The 15,994-nt window shown below is 35.4% G+C and carries 12 protein-coding genes and 1 tRNA gene; 2 read left to right on the forward strand and 11 right to left on the reverse strand.

The window, feature by feature from the left end; translation table 11 throughout:
* Nucleotides 1–14: 14 nt before the first annotated feature.
* The 4 genes from C4S35_RS14760 to C4S35_RS14775 all read right to left on the reverse strand — a co-directional run bounded on the left by C4S35_RS14760 (nt 15) and on the right by C4S35_RS14775 (nt 2,774).
* Entirely contained in the window at nt 15–575 is a 561-nt protein-coding gene (locus C4S35_RS14760; protein WP_104000918.1) for a DUF5683 domain-containing protein, read from the reverse strand.
* Entirely contained in the window at nt 575–1,474 is a 900-nt protein-coding gene (locus tag C4S35_RS14765) for a ParB/RepB/Spo0J family partition protein (protein WP_104000919.1), read from the reverse strand. The genes C4S35_RS14760 and C4S35_RS14765 overlap by 1 nt, the downstream gene beginning before the upstream one ends.
* 4 nt (nt 1,475–1,478) lie before the next feature.
* Nucleotides 1,479–2,246 carry a ParA family protein gene (locus C4S35_RS14770; RefSeq protein ID WP_073210141.1) on the reverse strand — a complete coding sequence of 256 codons (768 nt, stop codon included), beginning with the start codon at nt 2,244–2,246 and terminating at the stop codon, nt 1,479–1,481.
* 453 nt (nt 2,247–2,699) lie between these two features.
* Nucleotides 2,700–2,774 (reverse strand) — tRNA-Pro (locus C4S35_RS14775).
* Nucleotides 2,775–2,933: 159 nt separating this feature from the next.
* Between C4S35_RS14775 and trxB the strand changes: the two genes are divergently transcribed.
* A complete protein-coding gene (gene trxB, locus C4S35_RS14780; protein ID WP_104000920.1) occupies nt 2,934–3,881 on the forward strand; it encodes a thioredoxin-disulfide reductase in 948 nt (315 codons plus the stop codon).
* A 129-nt stretch (nt 3,882–4,010) separates the two neighbouring features.
* Here the strand turns inward: trxB and C4S35_RS14785 are convergent, their stop codons facing one another.
* The 5 genes from C4S35_RS14785 to C4S35_RS14805 form a co-directional block, all read right to left on the reverse strand.
* Nucleotides 4,011–4,844 carry a GIN domain-containing protein gene (locus C4S35_RS14785; protein WP_104000921.1) on the reverse strand — a complete coding sequence of 278 codons (834 nt, stop codon included), beginning with the start codon at nt 4,842–4,844 and terminating at the stop codon, nt 4,011–4,013.
* Between the two features lie 88 nt (nt 4,845–4,932).
* The gene (locus C4S35_RS14790; RefSeq protein WP_104000922.1) at nt 4,933–5,673 is read right to left on the reverse strand and encodes a head GIN domain-containing protein; all 741 of its coding nucleotides are present in this window, start codon (nt 5,671–5,673) and stop codon (nt 4,933–4,935) included.
* 2 nt (nt 5,674–5,675) lie between these two features.
* The gene (locus tag C4S35_RS14795; protein ID WP_104000923.1) at nt 5,676–7,406 is read right to left on the reverse strand and encodes a PspC domain-containing protein; all 1,731 of its coding nucleotides are present in this window, start codon (nt 7,404–7,406) and stop codon (nt 5,676–5,678) included.
* Between the two features lie 5 nt (nt 7,407–7,411).
* Nucleotides 7,412–7,741, reverse strand: a complete 330-nt coding sequence (locus C4S35_RS14800) for a PadR family transcriptional regulator (RefSeq protein WP_073210148.1) — start codon at nt 7,739–7,741, stop codon at nt 7,412–7,414.
* A gap of 74 nt (nt 7,742–7,815) precedes the next feature.
* Complete coding sequence (locus tag C4S35_RS14805) at nt 7,816–8,271, reverse strand: DUF4870 domain-containing protein (protein ID WP_104000924.1); 456 nt, start codon at nt 8,269–8,271, stop codon at nt 7,816–7,818.
* Between the two features lie 226 nt (nt 8,272–8,497).
* Here C4S35_RS14805 and C4S35_RS14810 point away from each other — a divergent pair, with 226 nt between their 5' ends.
* Complete coding sequence (locus C4S35_RS14810) at nt 8,498–8,950, forward strand: DUF4442 domain-containing protein (protein ID WP_104000925.1); 453 nt, start codon at nt 8,498–8,500, stop codon at nt 8,948–8,950.
* 71 nt (nt 8,951–9,021) lie between these two features.
* On the opposite strand, the gene C4S35_RS14815 is transcribed toward C4S35_RS14810, so the two are convergent.
* Nucleotides 9,022–9,306, reverse strand: coding sequence for a hypothetical protein (locus C4S35_RS14815; RefSeq protein WP_104000926.1), 285 nt, complete (start codon nt 9,304–9,306; stop codon nt 9,022–9,024).
* Between the two features lie 149 nt (nt 9,307–9,455).
* Nucleotides 9,456–15,994, reverse strand: a 6,539-nt coding sequence (locus C4S35_RS14820; protein WP_146059563.1) for a PKD-like domain-containing protein, incomplete at its 5' end; no start/stop codon positions are given.

Below are 15,994 nucleotides of genomic sequence, written 5' to 3' on the forward strand. Positions count from 1 at the left end.
TTGTTTTTTACTTTTTAAAAATTGTAATTAAGTGTTAGTCCAACATTAGTCTTCAATGTTACATCGTTGGGATAAATAATTGGTCTAACGGACAAGTTTTCATCTACATTAAATTGTAGTAAAGCGGCATCAACATTGGCGTCAATGATATTTAATGCATAAAAGGCTAAAGTTACTAAAGCAGATAAATCACGATTTCTTTGATAAAATTTCTGCCCCGCAATCAATCTCGTATTGTCCAGATAAGTATAATTATCATCGGTATATCCTTCTAACCTCCGTTTATAGGCATCTCTATATTGATGGTATTTTTTATTATTGTCAATGTAAAAATAAAGGCTGGTTCCAATGGCTCCATAAACAAGAGGGATTTTCCAATATTTTTTATTGTAAGCTTGTCCCAATCCTGGCAAAACAGCCGAATAAAAGGCAGCTTTAGCGGGAGTCAAAGGATCTATGTTATTTGATTTCAAAGTGTCTTTAGCAACCAGCACCGCTTCTGTTTCCGTTTGTGCAAAAACAGTAGTGTTTCCTACAATAAAAAGGAATAGAGCGATGAAAATGATTTTATACACTATTCGTTTATTAATTTAATAATTCTGTTGAAGTCTTCTTCGGAATGGAATGGAATAGTGATTTTTCCTCTACCATTTCCGGCTACTTTTACATCGACTTTGGTACCAAAATAATTAGTGAAAGTGCTTTTGTGTGAATCAGCAATTTCAAACGATGCGACCTTAGGTTTACCTGCAGGTTTAGGTTTTAAACTTTCCTGGTAGTTTTTTACCAATGCCTCAGTATCACGGACCGAGAGATTTTGACTTACGATTTTTTGATAAATATCCGTTTGAATATCTTGGTCGTCAATATTGATTATTGCGCGACCGTGGCCCATGCTGATGAAACCATCACGAATTCCGGTTTGAATTATTGGGTCTAATTTTAAAAGTCTCAAATAGTTGGCAATCGTAGATCGTTTTTTACCTACTCGTTCGCTCATTTGTTCTTGAGTCAATTGAATTTCGTCAATCAAACGTTGGTACGAAAGTGCGATTTCTATCGGATCTAAATCATGACGTTGAATATTTTCAACCAATGCCATAACCAATGACTCGTTATCATTTGCAATACGAATATAAGCAGGAACTGTTTTCAATCCCACAAGTGTAGACGCACGAAGACGACGTTCACCTGATATTAATTGGTATTTATTGAAGTCTAATTTTCGAACAGTAATGGGCTGAATAACACCTAATTCCTTGATAGAAGTCGCTAATTCTCTCAATGATTCTTCATTGAAATTACTTCTCGGCTGAAACGGATTTATTTCTATTGCATCTATTTCAAGCTCAATAATATTTCCTACAACTTTATCGGCATTTTTATCGGCAACGGATTTTATATCGTTTTCCGGATCTTTCAATAACGCAGATAATCCTCTTCCTAAGACTTGTTTTTTTATTGCTTTTGCCATAAAACTATTTACTGTTTTTCTTTATAACTTCTTGAGCAAGATGAAGGTAATTTGTAGCTCCCTTGCTGGTTGCATCATAGTTTATAATGCTTTCGCCAAAACTAGGTGCTTCGCTCAATTTTACATTTCTTTGAATAATCGTATCAAAAACCATATCGTTGAAGTGTTTTTGAACCTCTTCTACGACTTGATTAGATAAACGCAATCTGGAGTCAAACATCGTTAATAACAATCCTTCAATATCTAAATCAGCATTATGGATTTTTTGGATACTTTTTATCGTATTCAGTAACTTTCCTAAACCTTCCAATGCAAAATATTCACATTGAATTGGGATGATTACGGAGTCAGCAGCTGTCAAAGCGTTTAGCGTTAACAATCCAAGTGATGGTGCGCAATCTATAATGATAAAATCATAGTCATCTTTAACGCTTTCCAATGCTTTTTTCAGCATATATTCCCTGTTTTCTTTGTCGACCAATTCAATTTCGATGGCAACAAGATCAATATGGGATGGGATAACGTCTACATTTGGAGCAGAACATTTTATGATGGCCTCTTTCGGGGTATGACTGTGTTCTAAAATTTGATAGGTTCCTATTTCAACGTTTTCTACATCAATACCTAAGCCAGAACTGGCATTTGCTTGAGGATCTGCATCTATTAGTAAAACTCTTTTTTCTAAAACACCTAATGAAGCAGCAAGATTTACAGACGTTGTAGTCTTTCCAACTCCACCTTTTTGATTAGCAATCGCAATGATTTTGCCCATTTATTTTTCTAAATTTTGAACCGTAAAAATACAATTATTTATGGTTTCTAAAAATCTATTTTGTTAACATTTGTTAAAGCTTGATTCCTTGCTATTTGACCTATTTATCATTTTTTAAATTGAGGTCGTTTTTCGGAGCTGTTCCAACTGTTCGTCTCAATATCGATACTTGAGGACTTGAGCGATAAGTTTTTTTCTATTGCCATAAAAGTAGCTTCCTTTGGTCGCTCTTTACTGTCAGGAAAAAATTAGCTTTTAGTTCTGCGAAGCTTTCCTCTGCTATTTGGGCTAAAGAAGTTGAAGATTCGAGAGTAAGTGTCGGTGTAAATTTTATTGCTTGCGGTAACACTATTTTTTAAGTTTAAAACTTGATAATGCGCTCTTTTTCAAAAAAGCTACTAATCAATCATTTTTATGCATAAAAAAAGCCGAACATTTCTGTTCGGCTTTTAGTCGGGGTGGCAGGATTCGAACCTGCGGCCTCCTGCTCCCAAAGCAGGCGCGATAACCGAGCTACGCTACACCCCGTGACGCTAGTGCAAATATAAAACTAATTTTGAGACTAACAAGCGATATTCTCAAATAGGAGAATATTATTTCGGAATAGGTAAAAATGATGTTTTTTTAGCCGTATTTTTTTATTAAAAAACTACATTTGTAACTTCAAAAACGTAATAAAATTTTACCATGTCTGATACAATCGAAAAAATTAAATGTCTTATTATAGGTTCTGGACCAGCTGGTTATACTGCTGCTATTTATGCTGCAAGAGCAAATATGAATCCAGTTTTATATCAAGGAATACAGCCAGGAGGCCAGCTGACAACAACTAACGAAGTAGAAAATTGGCCTGGAAATCCGGAAGGGATAACTGGTCCGGAAATGATGGTGGGGTTACAGGCACAAGCACAACGTTTTGGAACTGATGTGCGTGATGGTTGGGCTACCAAAGTTGATTTTTCTGGGGATATTCATAAAGTATGGATCAATGGAACGAAAGAATTGCATTGCGAAACAGTAATTATTTCTACAGGTGCATCGGCTAAATATTTGGGGATTCCATCAGAGCAACATTATTTGAAAATGGGTGGCGGAGTTTCGGCATGTGCAGTTTGTGATGGATTTTTCTATAGAAACCAAGAAGTTGTAATAGTTGGGGCAGGGGATTCTGCTTGTGAGGAAGCACATTATTTGTCAAAACTTTGTAAAAAAGTAACGATGTTAGTGCGTAGCGAAAAATTCAGGGCTTCAAAAATTATGGAAGAACGAGTTCGTAAAACAGAGAATATTACCATATTAATGAATCACGATACCGTTGAAGTTTTAGGAGATGAACAAGTAGTTACAGGTGTAAAAGCATTGAATAAAACAACGGGTGAAACTTTTGATATAGAAGCAACTGGTTTCTTTGTAGCTATTGGGCACAAACCTAATACAGATATTTTTAATGAGTTTATCACATTGGATGAAACGGGATACATAGTTAATACGCCTGGAACTTCAAAAACGAATGTTACCGGTGTTTTTGTTGCCGGTGATGCCGCTGATCATGTGTATCGTCAAGCGATAACTGCTGCCGGAACAGGTTGTATGGCTGCACTGGATGCGGAAAGATATTTGGCTTCTAAAGAATAAAGGAATTAGAAATTTTTTAATAAAAAAAGCCCCGATTTGTAAAAATCAGGGCTTTTTCTTTAGGAATATTTTGGGAAATTAATTAGGTCGAATTTTTCACCCTTTCCTTAGGAGGGAGGAGAGGATTTCTTATTTCATTTTTTTGAACAATTTTGCTTCATCACTAAATTGTCGCATTTCGATTTTTGGAGACCCAAAAAGATGGATTTCAGATTTGTCGGCTGCATCAATAATGACGTTTGTATCTACAAAAAGGCTGCAATTAGAATAACTTTCCGTAATTACATTTGCATTTTTTACATTGAGTTTATTTCCTGTTAAAGTCGAATTGTTATCCAATCGAAGTATTGCGTTAGTTACATTGCCTTCTAGGGTTGCATTTGATTTTTGGTACAAATCAATTGTCAAATCAATAGTGGAAATTAAAGATTTTAATGCTGCATTTTTACTCAATTGTATAATTGTATTTTCTGATTTTAGATTGAGTTCTGTTTTCGATTTGTCATCTGCCTGTAAAATGAATTTCTTAGTATTGACATTCAAAAAAAGCTTAGAATAATCGAAGGTTTTAAAGGTAATTTCATCCAATTGGATTTCTTCAATTGCATTTATAGTTGCTTCATTTTTTGAAGTTACCAGATTTAAATCGCTATTGTAGGTTACTCTTACAATTAATTTTTTATAATTTACGGCTTCTTTTGTTGTATAAATGCGGAGTGTATTGTCTTTTAAATCAAAAGAAATAATATTATGAAGATTTTCATCAGCTTCAATTTTTATATTATTTTTTTCTCCACGCTCTAAGTTTACTTCAATATTATCTTCCACTTCCAGTGCTTGAAAATTACCAACTTCCTTATTTTCGATAGTTACAATTCTTGAACCTTTTAGTTTATCTTTTTTCTGTGCTAAAGTTAGAGTCGTCGATAATACGATTAGGAATATAGCGATGTGGTTTTTCATTTGAATTTTTTGATTAGTGTTTTACAAATATAAAAAAATCATCCACTTTCGATGAATGATTTTGTTTGTTTTTGTTCGAAAGTAACGCTTATATTTTATTAATGCTGCTTCCTGAACTTTCTTCTTTTTTAATTTTTTTTGGAACACTATCATAATTAATGTCTGAACCGCTAGAAGCTTTTGCATTCAAACTTACTAAGGGATGAACCGTAATAGAGCTTCCGCTGGAGGAGTTGGCAGTAATATCATTTGCCAATAAACCTTTTGCATCTATTTCGCTTCCGCTTGAAGATGATGTTTCCAGTTTTAATGCTTTTCCGCTAATCGTAATTGTGCTGCCGCTACTTGTTTCGCAAACAACAGAATCGGCTTCTAAATTTACATTTATGGAACCTGCGCTCGAGGCTTCCAGGCTAATGTTTTCTCCTTTAAGTGTGTTTATACTTTTAATGGTTGAACTGCTGGAGGCTTCCAGTTTATCAATAAAAGGCATTTTAACAGTTACTTTTTTTGATTTTATATTGATAAAAGAATTATAGTCACAAGAGATTATAAGTACACCGTTTTCTACTTTGGTAGTTATTTCTTTTTGCAAATTGTCATCGGCTTCAACTGTAATTTCCGTTTTGTCAGATTGTTCAATGACAAGATCAATGGCATTGCTGACTTCTACACTTTTGAAATCGCCCATTACAATTCTCTTTTCGGTTGTAACATGACCTTTTCCTCTTATTGATTTCATGTTTGCTGAAAAGTTGCAGGAGGCAAATAGTAAGGCCGTAAGGGTTACAATAATAAATTTGGCGATCATTGTGATGATTTTTATCATGGCTATTTGGTTTTAATGATAATACCGTCTTTGTTTATTTTTAATTCTTTAAAATCTTTTTTTGAATTACTGATAGTATCTCCTTTTACAGTAACACCATCTTCATTAATTATAACTGACGTTTGTGTACTATCATTTTCTGTATCGACATCATCAAATTCATTTTCATCGGCAGGACAATTCAAACATTTTACTTTTGAACCTCCTACTTTGTAAACATAATTATCAGAACTATCATGTAAATTGAAGAATGAACTATCAGACCTGTCATAATCCTGAACAGAAGAATCTGGTTTTAACAAAGTTCCCTCAGGTAAATATAAGAAAATTTCCACTTCCTGATCACGGAATTTATTCTTTACTTCAGTCAATAAATAATTGTCTAAAATTAAATGATTTCCTTCAATTCTAATTGCATATTTTATTTTTTCGGCTCTTAGTTTAGCAGCTTGGAATGATTTTCCTCTTGCCATTTTTTCAATCTGAATGAATGGTAATTTCTCATCCGTATGTAAAATTTGCAATCTTACATTGTTTGAATAAATTAATTCAGTATTTGCAGAGTCTTGTACAAACTTGAAGGTTTCCCTGTCATCAATGTCCTTAGTGTAATAATCATTGTACCTGAATTTCACAAACAAGGTATCATTTGGCATCAAATTAATAGTTTCTTTTTTTACTGTTTTTCCCTCGAATGCTACTTCTGATGCTTGTTTTATTCCAATTGAAATTAGAATGGCAATGGCGATTATCCAAAGTGCCAATAACGTGTATTTTGCAATATTTCCTATTGACTTCATAGCCGGAGACAGTAATTTGAAACCTAAAAGCGTCAAGAAAAAGAATGGAATTCCAACAGCAAAGAACATCAATAGTCCAAAAGACCATATTGGATAATCCGTAAAATTCCCCGCTTCAATAAAACTTCTCCAAGGCACATCAATAAAGTTTGAAGAACCTAAAGTAAAAACGGCTATCAATAAAGAAAATAAAGTGGCGATTCCTGTAATGATTAAAATTATCCCTAAAAATTTCGCAAAAATTTTGAAAACAGTCATTATAAAGTCGCCTAGAGAACTTCCTATTTTATTGGCCCCCGTTTTTATTTGATTGCCATATTTGTCATAATCTGCATTTTTTATCTTGTCAGAAACATTTTCAAATTCTTCACGCACTTTTTTTTCAATGTTGGAAATCGTAACAGGTTCTCCCGTCATTTCCAGTTTCTCTGTAGTAGTGAGAGCTTCTGGAGTAGCAATCCAAAGAATGATATACGCCAGGATTCCAGTTCCAAATCCAGCAAAAACTAATAAAATAAGAACGATTCTGATCCAAACGGAGTCAATCCCAAAATAATGTCCCAGTCCTGAAGCAACTCCGCCAATCATCCCTTTTTCTCTATCACGGTATAATTTTTTTGTAGCTGTGGTTGCGGAGCTGTTATAGGTTTTTGTTTCTTTCAATTCATCTTCAATAATGTAATCTTCCGGTTGACCCATCACAGCAATAACTTCGTCTACATCTTTTAAACCAATTACATGTTTATCGCTTTTTTGTTTTTCGTTCAATAATTCCGAAACACGCATTTCTATATCTTTGATGATTTCATCGTGCCCGGATGAATTAGATAAAGAACGTTTTATAGCATCAAAATAACGCGTCATTTTTAGGTATGCATCTTCATCAATATGAAAGAACATTCCGCCTAAGTTAATATTTACAGTCTTGTTCATGGCTATTATTTTTGGTTTGTGATTAGATTTACAGCATCTGACAATTCAGTCCAAGTGCCATTAAGTTCGTTTAAGAATGTTTGTCCTATTTCGGTTAGACCATAGTATTTTCTTGGTGGTCCAGAGGTTGATTCTTCCCAACGGTAGTTTAGTAATCCGTCATTTTTTAATCGGGTAAGCAGCGGATAAATCGTTCCCTCCACGACTAATAATTTTGCGTTTTTCAAAGTGTCTAATATTTCCGATGTGTAGGCATCTTTTTCTTTCAGTACAGATAAGATGCAAAACTCGAGAACACCTTTACGCATCTGGGCTTTTGTGTTTTCAATGTTCATAATTCGTTTTTTTTGATTTTTTTGTTAATTAAACTATTCATTTTTTGATTGATGATTGATTGCTTCTGTCTGGTTTATTTTATAAAAGGTATTGTCAATGGATATTGGTATTTTTCTCCATTTGATGTTTTGATAGCAGCATAAATAATTAAGAAAAATTCAGCGACTTTCAAGAGACCAAAAATAAGAACGGCAACTAGGCCAACTGTAATTATTCCTATGTTATTTTCGAAATTGAAATGAGTAAAAACAAAATCGTGATGATTCGTCAGTGAATTAAAAGAAATGTTATTGAATACAGTAAAGATAAAAATGGGAACTGCAATCATAATTAAAGTCAAAGAATATAACAATAAACTCAGTTGAAAATTAAGTACTTGTTTGCCATGAAAGTCTACAAACTCAGATTTATCTTTTTTTGACGACCAAATTAATATTGGAAAAATATAATTTCCAAAAGGTATGAAATATTGAGTCAGTGCACTTAAGTGTGTAAATGTTGCCGTGTTTTTGACGCTGGTTGTTTCCATTTTTTTGATTTTTGATTGTTTTGTCAGTTCGCCTTTTAGGCCAATGTGATAATTAAAAATCCGAGATTCTCAAATTTTTAGGTAACCTAGTAATTTCTTATACAAATATATGGCTAAAAGAAAGTATCTTGTATCGCATAGTACCAAATATTAACAAAATATTAACAAAAATATTTTATATGTATGCATAGTATTTTTTTGTACATTAGCAAAAAAACCACTACAAATGAGACTTACAGCTTCTAAACTCAATAAATTTTTATTATTTAAATTACCATCGGCATTTATATGCGGAGTCCGTGTGAAGGAAATAGACGAAAATAAATGCGTAGTGTCAGTAAAACACCGCTGGATTAACCAAAATCCGTTTAATTCGATGTATTTTGCGGTGCAAGCCATGGCTGCAGAGTTATCCACAGGTGCTTTGGTGATATTTCAGATTCGAAAAAGCGGTAAAAAAATATCTATGTTAGTGGCTAATAATAAAGGAAATTTCACGAAGAAAGCAACGGGAAGAATCACTTTTACCTGTAATGATGGTCATTTAATTGAAGAAGCGATACAAAATACAATCGCTACCGGAGAAGGGCAAACCTTCTGGATGAAATCTATTGGCACAGATGAAAAAGGAATCCAAGTTTCTGAAATGGATTTTGAATGGAGCGTAAGAGTTAAATAAAAAATTGGGTTACACCATATCGATAATAAAAAAACGCCTCTACATTTAGAGGCGTTTCATTTTTAAGTACGTTATGCTTTCTTAGCGCAACACTTTTTCCCTTCGGCTTTAGCCATTGTGGCATCACATTTTTTACCTTCTGTTTGCGCCATTTTTGTATCGCATTTTTTTCCTTCGGCTTTGCATTTGGCTTGACATTTTTCTACTTCTGCCGCAGTCATTACTTTTATATTAGAATCTGCTTTAGCACAGCATGATTCTTTTTTAGCTTTTTCTTTTACATCAGGCTTGGTTTCTTGGGCACCTACGGTGATTGTAAATAAAGCCATAGCTAAAAGGACACCTATTTTTTTCATTTTTATTTTAATTAAAATTATATTTTTATTTTATTTGGATGTTAATCTGCAACGTTTATCAAATATAATAAGAATAATCAATATCCATTTTAAAATTATGATTAATATTTACTTAAGTCATTAATCTTTACTTATCTGGCATAAATTATTTACCGGATAATTATTTTTTTACTAAAAACTCCTTTCGTAGTCTTAACTTTAACAATATAGGCTCCTGATGGTACATTTTTTATTGGAATTTGAATGGTATTTTGTTTTTGTTCTTCTAAGTCCCAATTGGTGATGGATTGACCCAATAAATTGAAAAGAAATACTTTATTTACTGTTGCGTCTGTAAAGTTGTTCTTTATGTTTAGGATTTTAGCATTATTTGTGAAATAAATCAGAATGCTTTCAGGTGAAGTAAAATCATCTGCTTTAAGTGTTTTATCTGCGAATCGTAAGGAGAATCTGTTGCTATATTCTCCAATCGCAAGTGAAATTTTAAAATCAATTCCCCTTAGCGAATGGTATATACCAGTTAGGTCGTCATACAAATAAATTTTAGTGGTGTTAGGCATGTTTTCTAAAGCATCAATTTTTATAGTACTTAAACCCGCATTGGCAATTGTAATATGTAAGGGAATTATTTGGGTATCATCAAAATTTGGAACTCCTTGAATTACAAACTGGCTATTGCTAATCACCCAACACATGTCATCTCCATCCAAATCAAAAATTGGAGCATCATAACCAATATCAAATTGATTTGTGGTATTTGGATCTGCTCCAACTAGTATTTGTCTATGTGCACCAATTGAGGAATCAAAACCCAGTCTGATTTTTGATCTTGTATCTGTATCTTTTGTTGTAGATGCACCCGTAGTTTTCATAAACACGGAGTTGGCAATGCTTTCTTTCATAAATGCTCGCTGCGTATTTTTAAAAATTAATGCGCCTCCATTAACTGTTGTCTGAACTCCAATTGCTGGTACAGAATCATCTACATAAGCATCCACAAAAAATCCTTGTGCCACTGGTATATAACGTTGGGGTTTTCTCGTCCCAGAGGTGCCAGAATTTGCAATTAAAGGGTCATCTGATTTTGCAACAACACCTCCGATAAAGGAATAAGTTCCATAGCCTCCTACGTATTCAGCCAAAAAGTGATTGTCTGTTACACCAAAGTGATCCCAAAAATAAAGCGCACCGTTGAAAACATTTTCAGCATTTGTACAACCACTGCAATCACGCAAGTTATCTTTTATAAACTGATCAGCATCAAGAGCAGAAGGGTAGGGATTTCCAACTAAATAGGTTTGATCTTTACCTAAAGTTAAAGAGATAGTTCCCGAATTAGGTTTGCCTGTAAATACATAATTTTGTGTTACACTAACTGCTGCGGTTCCGCCAGTTCCTTTCATGGTAAATCCTTCTCCAATTTTTATTGATCCGGCACTTCCAATAGCTTTCCACTGATAATAATTTAGTAATGAATCAGCCAACAAAGGAGAATTGAAGGCAAATAACCAACGATTACTTATTGTTATTGGACTTGTCAGTGCTCCATCTGCAGAAAAAGCACCATCAACATATGAAATAGCACTAGGGCTAAAATTAAATACATCTGTAAAAGTGTTTGTCATTGATGTTCCATCTTTCAAAACATTTGCAATAGAATAATCTATATTATTGGAACTTACTGGTGACGACCAATAATTATAATTGAAACTATTTTTTTGACCTTGTTGGTCTCTCAATAATTTTGCTGCGCCACCAATTGGATTAGCTCCTGTTCCTGACTGAACTAGTTGGGCTTCTCCGGTTAATCGTAAATCACCTTTTGTTAAAGTCAAGTTATTCAAAACGGTTAATTCAAAGCCATCAGCTACACTTATTCCTTTGGCTACAGCCGAATTATTTGTAGTTAAATTATAAAAAGTTTCTTTAGTTTTAATTCCAGCATTTATAGTCTGAATTTGATTTGAAGTTGCGCCATTAAAGGTTATCGTTCCTATTCCAGGAGTAAACACCCCACTGTTTTTCCAGTCGCGACTGATATATAAATCAGAAACACTAGATGGAGCCATATTAACAGCTGCTCCGCTTGCAATAATTATATCTTGTGCACTGGCAATATTGCTATATGCTGCGGCATAAGGAGATGTTGATGGGTTTATGAATGGCATTCCAAAACTTCCTGAAGGATTTGTTGGAATCTGCGCATCTATTGTACTTGATGGCAATCCACCAGCCCAATTGTGACAGTCAAACCAATCGGAGCTTACTAAACCAGTCCATAAACCTGGAGTTCCGTCTAGTACGGTTACTATTGCTGACCCGTTTAAATCTATTGGTTTTGCAGGATTACAATTTGCATCACTCAATCCTGTAACAGTATATGTTTTGTTTGCCGTTAAGCCAGTTAAAGTAAAAACGTAAGGGTTTGCGGATGTAGTCACCGTTGTTGGTGTTACGCCATCAGAATAGGTTATCGTCCAGGGAGCTTTTCCAGTTAATGAAATACTAAAATTAGCTGAATCTCCATAACAAATGGTTTGGCTAGTTCCTAAGTTTGCAGTAGGTCTTGGATTTACGGTTACTTTTACCGTTTTTACCGTTCCCAAACAGCCTTTTGATGTAGGTGTAAAAGTATAAATTGCTGTTCCTGATGATGTTCCAGTAGTTTTTAAATTTTGTGTGATGCTATTTGTTAATACACCAACGGAATTTGCCACTGCGCCAGTTACTCCTGTTTGAACTACGCTCCATATATATGTAGTTCCAGTTTCAGTACTTGATAGTGAGATATTTGTTGATTCTTCTGAACAGATCGTGGTGTCTGAAGAGGTTATAATTGGTAGTTGATTTACTACTACAGTAACATATACGGTTCCTAAAGGGCCAAAACTGGTACAACCATTAAGGAAAGATGTTACTGCATAGGTAGTTGTTTTAATTGGTGATACTGATGTACTTGCAGTATTACTAACAACATTTCCCATATTGTCGACCCATTGTGTTGCTATTGTTGTAGATGGTGCCTCTGGGATTGTAATGTTGTCTATAGCCCATGAACTGGCTCCCACACCATGATAGTTGAATCGTATTCTTAAGTTTGCTTGATTCAGGTAGGCACTCAAATTAATAGCTGGTTCAGGAGGAAAGGCAGTGTATGGGGTTCGAGTGCTTGCACCATTGTATTCCACCAATGTGGTGTTATAAGAAAAACCACCATCAAAAGAAAGTTCGATTTTGACCCATGCTCCTGCTAATAAATTGAAAGCATGATCAAATTTTAATTCTGGATTTAATAAACCAAAAGTATTAAAAACGGGCGTTTCTAACACGGAATTCAAATTACCGTTTGCAATAGCAAATTTACCAACAGAGGTATAGTTTATACCAGAATAGGTACCTCCATTCGTGGCGCTTAATTGAAATGGATACGGATTTGTATTACTGGAACCTGCATTTAAACAATTTCCACACCCATCTGCCAGCCATCCAGTAGGGTTGGAGTTACTAAATGCACCCCCTGATGCTAAATTTTGACTCGTAGCATACCCGCTTACTGAAAATAAAACGGATGAATTGCCATTGCATATTGTTGAAGGTGTAGCAGTTACGGGAGATGGTTTTATATTTGGAATGACAATAACCTCTGCCGAAGCTGAATAAACCACCGGACAGGTATTTAATCCATTTGTTAACACAACTCTATATTTTGTAGTCTCAGTTAAACCTGAATAATTATATTCTGTTATGCCACCACTGCCTGCTATTGTTGACCATGAAGTTCCCGCTGTTATCGATTTTTCCCATCGAGCAACGGTACCAGTATTGCCACTTAAGTATAAAGTGCCACTGGCTAGTTGACAACCTGTGGCCGTACTACTTCCCCCTGATAGGTTTGAAAAAGTAATTACGCCTTCTATAGGGACCGCTTTAATCAAAACAGTCGCTGTTATTTGTGTTCCCGTGCAACCACTGGATATTGGGGTAATGGTGAAGGTTATGGTTTGATCGAAAGGGGTATTATTAGTTAAATATCCGCTGATATCTCCACTTCCGCTGATTGCAATTCCAGTTACATTGGTTGTATTATTTCTAGTCCAATTGAAAGTTGATGAGCCTACACTACCAGATAAGGCTACATTTAATAGCTGAGTTTCTGAACATATTGTCTGCGATGCTGGAGTTGCCACTGCATTAGGAGTTGGATTCACTGTAATTGTAGCTGTACCAGTTTGTGCTTGTGAGCAAATGGTTAAACTGTCATCCTTAACGCTCACCAAATTATAAATAAATGTTCCTGCGGTGGCTGTTGGAGCTGCAACTGTTACGGAACTTCCGCTAATAGTAGTTACGGTTAAATTACTACCTCCATTAACATTATAAGTAAAAGTATAAGGCGCAGTTCCAGCTGCTCCGGTAAAGGTAACATTTGGAACTGTTGCATTGTTACATACCGTGGTTGTGCCACTGATATTTGCTGTTGGCAAAGGATTAATGGTAATAGTAGCTGTTCCACCTTGTATTTGTGAGCAAGTAGTTGTACTTGAATCTTGAACACTTATTAACGTATAAATAAATGTTCCTGCGGTGGTTGTTGGGGCTGGAACTGTTACTGAACTTCCACTAGTTGTAGTTACCGTTAGATTACCTCCACTATTTATTTTGTAGGTAAAAGTATAAGGTGCAGTTCCAGCTGCTCCTGTAAAAGTAACATTTGGCGATATTGCATTTTTACATACTGCAGTTGTTCCACTAATACTTGCTGTTGGAAGAGGATTTACAGTAATTATTGCTGTACCAGTTTGTGCCTGTGAGCAATTAGATGAAATAGCATCTTTAACGCTCACCAAATTATAAATAAATGTTCCTGCGGTGGCTGTCGGAGCTGCAACTGTTACTGAACTTCCGCTAATAGTAGTTACGGTTAAATTACTTCCTCCATTAATATTATAAGTAAAAGTGTAAGGTGCAGTTCCAGCTGCTCCAGTAAAAATAACATTTGGTGCTGTTACATTTTTGCATACTGCGATGGTTCCACTAATACCTGCTGTTGGCAGAGGATTTACTATAATTGTTACTGTACCAGTTTGTGCTTGTGAGCAGTTTGTTGAACTTGCATCTAGAACACTTACTAACGTATAAATAAATGTTCCTGCGGTGGTCGTTGGGGCTGGAATTGTTACTGAACTTCCACTAGTTGTAGTTACCGTTAAAGTACCTCCACTATTTATTTTGTACGTAAAAGTATAAGGAGCAGTTCCAGCTGCTGCTGTAAAGGTAACATTTGGCGGTATTGCATTTTTACATACTGCCGTTGTGCCACTAATACTTGCTGTTGGAAGAGGATTTACTGTAATTGTTGCTGTACCTGTTTGTGCCTGTGAGCAATTTGATGAAGTAGCATCCTTGATGCTCACCAAATTATAAATAAATGAACCCGCTGTTCCCGTTGGCGCTGTCACTGTTACTGAAGAATTCAACCCAGTTGTAGTTATTGTTAAATTACTACCGCTATTTATTTTATATATAAAGGTATAAGGTGCAGTTCCTGCTGCCCCCGTGAAGGTGATATTAGGAGCTGTTGCATCCTTGCATACTGCAATAGTTCCACTAATAGTTGCTGTTGGCAAAGGATTTACTGTAATTGTAGCTGTACCAGTTTGTGCTTGTGAGCAAATGGTTGAACTGGCATCCTTAACGCTCTTCAAATTATAAATAAATGTTCCTGCGGTGGCTGTTTGGGCTGGAACTGTTATTGAACTTCCGCTAGAAGTAGTTGCAGTTAAATTACTTCCTCCATTAATATTATAAGTAAAAGTATAGGGCGCAGTTCCAGCTGATCCTGTAAAAGTAACGTTTGGAACTGTTGCATCTTTACATACCACAGTTGTGCCACTGATATTTGCTGTTGGCACAGGATTAACGGTTAAGGTAATAATATTCGATGTTAGAGTTCCGCATGAACCTGTAATTATACATTTATACTTAGCGGCATTTAAAGTTGTGACTGATACAAAATTTAGTGCGGAATTAGTTTCTCCAGAAATATTTGCATAGTTGTTCCCACTTGTGTTTATCTGCCATTGATACGTTAAGTTTGCTCCGTTTGCAGCCACTGTAGTTGTAACACTACTTCCTACGCAGATTGTCGTGCTTGTTGGCTGAGAAGTGATAATTGTAATTTCATTTATAGTTATTGCTTGGAATGAACTTGGTGTTCCATTACATCCCGTTACAGTATAAATAATGTTGGCCGTACCTGCTGATATGCCTGTTACTAATCCTGTTGCTGCATTTACTGTAGCAAATGATGTATTGCTGCTGCTCCATGCTCCTGTTCCGCCACCAAGTACAACCCCATTTGAAGTGTAAGTTGCAGTTGCCCCTATACAAAGAGTTGTTGTTCCTATTACTGAAGTTATGGTTGCGTTTGGATTAACCGTGATCGCCTGCAACTTACTTGCTGGCCCATTACAACCTGTAATGGTAAAAATAATATTGGCTGTTCCCGCGCTTACTGCTGTTATCAATCCGCTTGAAGTAACGGTCGCAACTGCTGTGTTGCTGCTACTCCATGCGCCTGTTCCACCACCAAGTACTACTCCGTTTGCAGTGTAGGTTGCTGTTGCACCAATACAAAGTGGTGTTGTTCCTGCTACCGATGTAATGCTCGAATTTGGAGTAATGGTTA

Source organism: Flavobacterium urumqiense (assembly GCF_900108015.1).
Taxonomy (GTDB): Bacteria; Bacteroidota; Bacteroidia; order Flavobacteriales; family Flavobacteriaceae; genus Flavobacterium; species Flavobacterium urumqiense.

Excerpts from the sequence above, each read along its gene's own strand:
- C4S35_RS14770 (WP_073210141.1), bottom strand. The coding sequence starts at position 2,246 with ATGGGCAAAATCATTGCGATTGCTAATCAAAAAGGTGGAGTTGGAAAG.
- C4S35_RS14790 (WP_104000922.1), bottom strand. The coding sequence starts at position 5,673 with ATGATAAAAATCATCACAATGATCGCCAAATTTATTATTGTAACCCTT.
- C4S35_RS14815 (WP_104000926.1), bottom strand. The coding sequence starts at position 9,306 with ATGAAAAAAATAGGTGTCCTTTTAGCTATGGCTTTATTTACAATCACC.
- C4S35_RS14810 (WP_104000925.1), top strand. The coding sequence starts at position 8,498 with ATGAGACTTACAGCTTCTAAACTCAATAAATTTTTATTATTTAAATTA.
- C4S35_RS14805 (WP_104000924.1), bottom strand. The coding sequence starts at position 8,271 with ATGGAAACAACCAGCGTCAAAAACACGGCAACATTTACACACTTAAGT.
- C4S35_RS14795 (WP_104000923.1), bottom strand. The coding sequence starts at position 7,406 with ATGAACAAGACTGTAAATATTAACTTAGGCGGAATGTTCTTTCATATT.
- C4S35_RS14765 (WP_104000919.1), bottom strand. The coding sequence starts at position 1,474 with ATGGCAAAAGCAATAAAAAAACAAGTCTTAGGAAGAGGATTATCTGCG.
- C4S35_RS14785 (WP_104000921.1), bottom strand. The coding sequence starts at position 4,844 with ATGAAAAACCACATCGCTATATTCCTAATCGTATTATCGACGACTCTA.
- C4S35_RS14800 (WP_073210148.1), bottom strand. The coding sequence starts at position 7,741 with ATGAACATTGAAAACACAAAAGCCCAGATGCGTAAAGGTGTTCTCGAG.
- trxB (WP_104000920.1), top strand. The coding sequence starts at position 2,934 with ATGTCTGATACAATCGAAAAAATTAAATGTCTTATTATAGGTTCTGGA.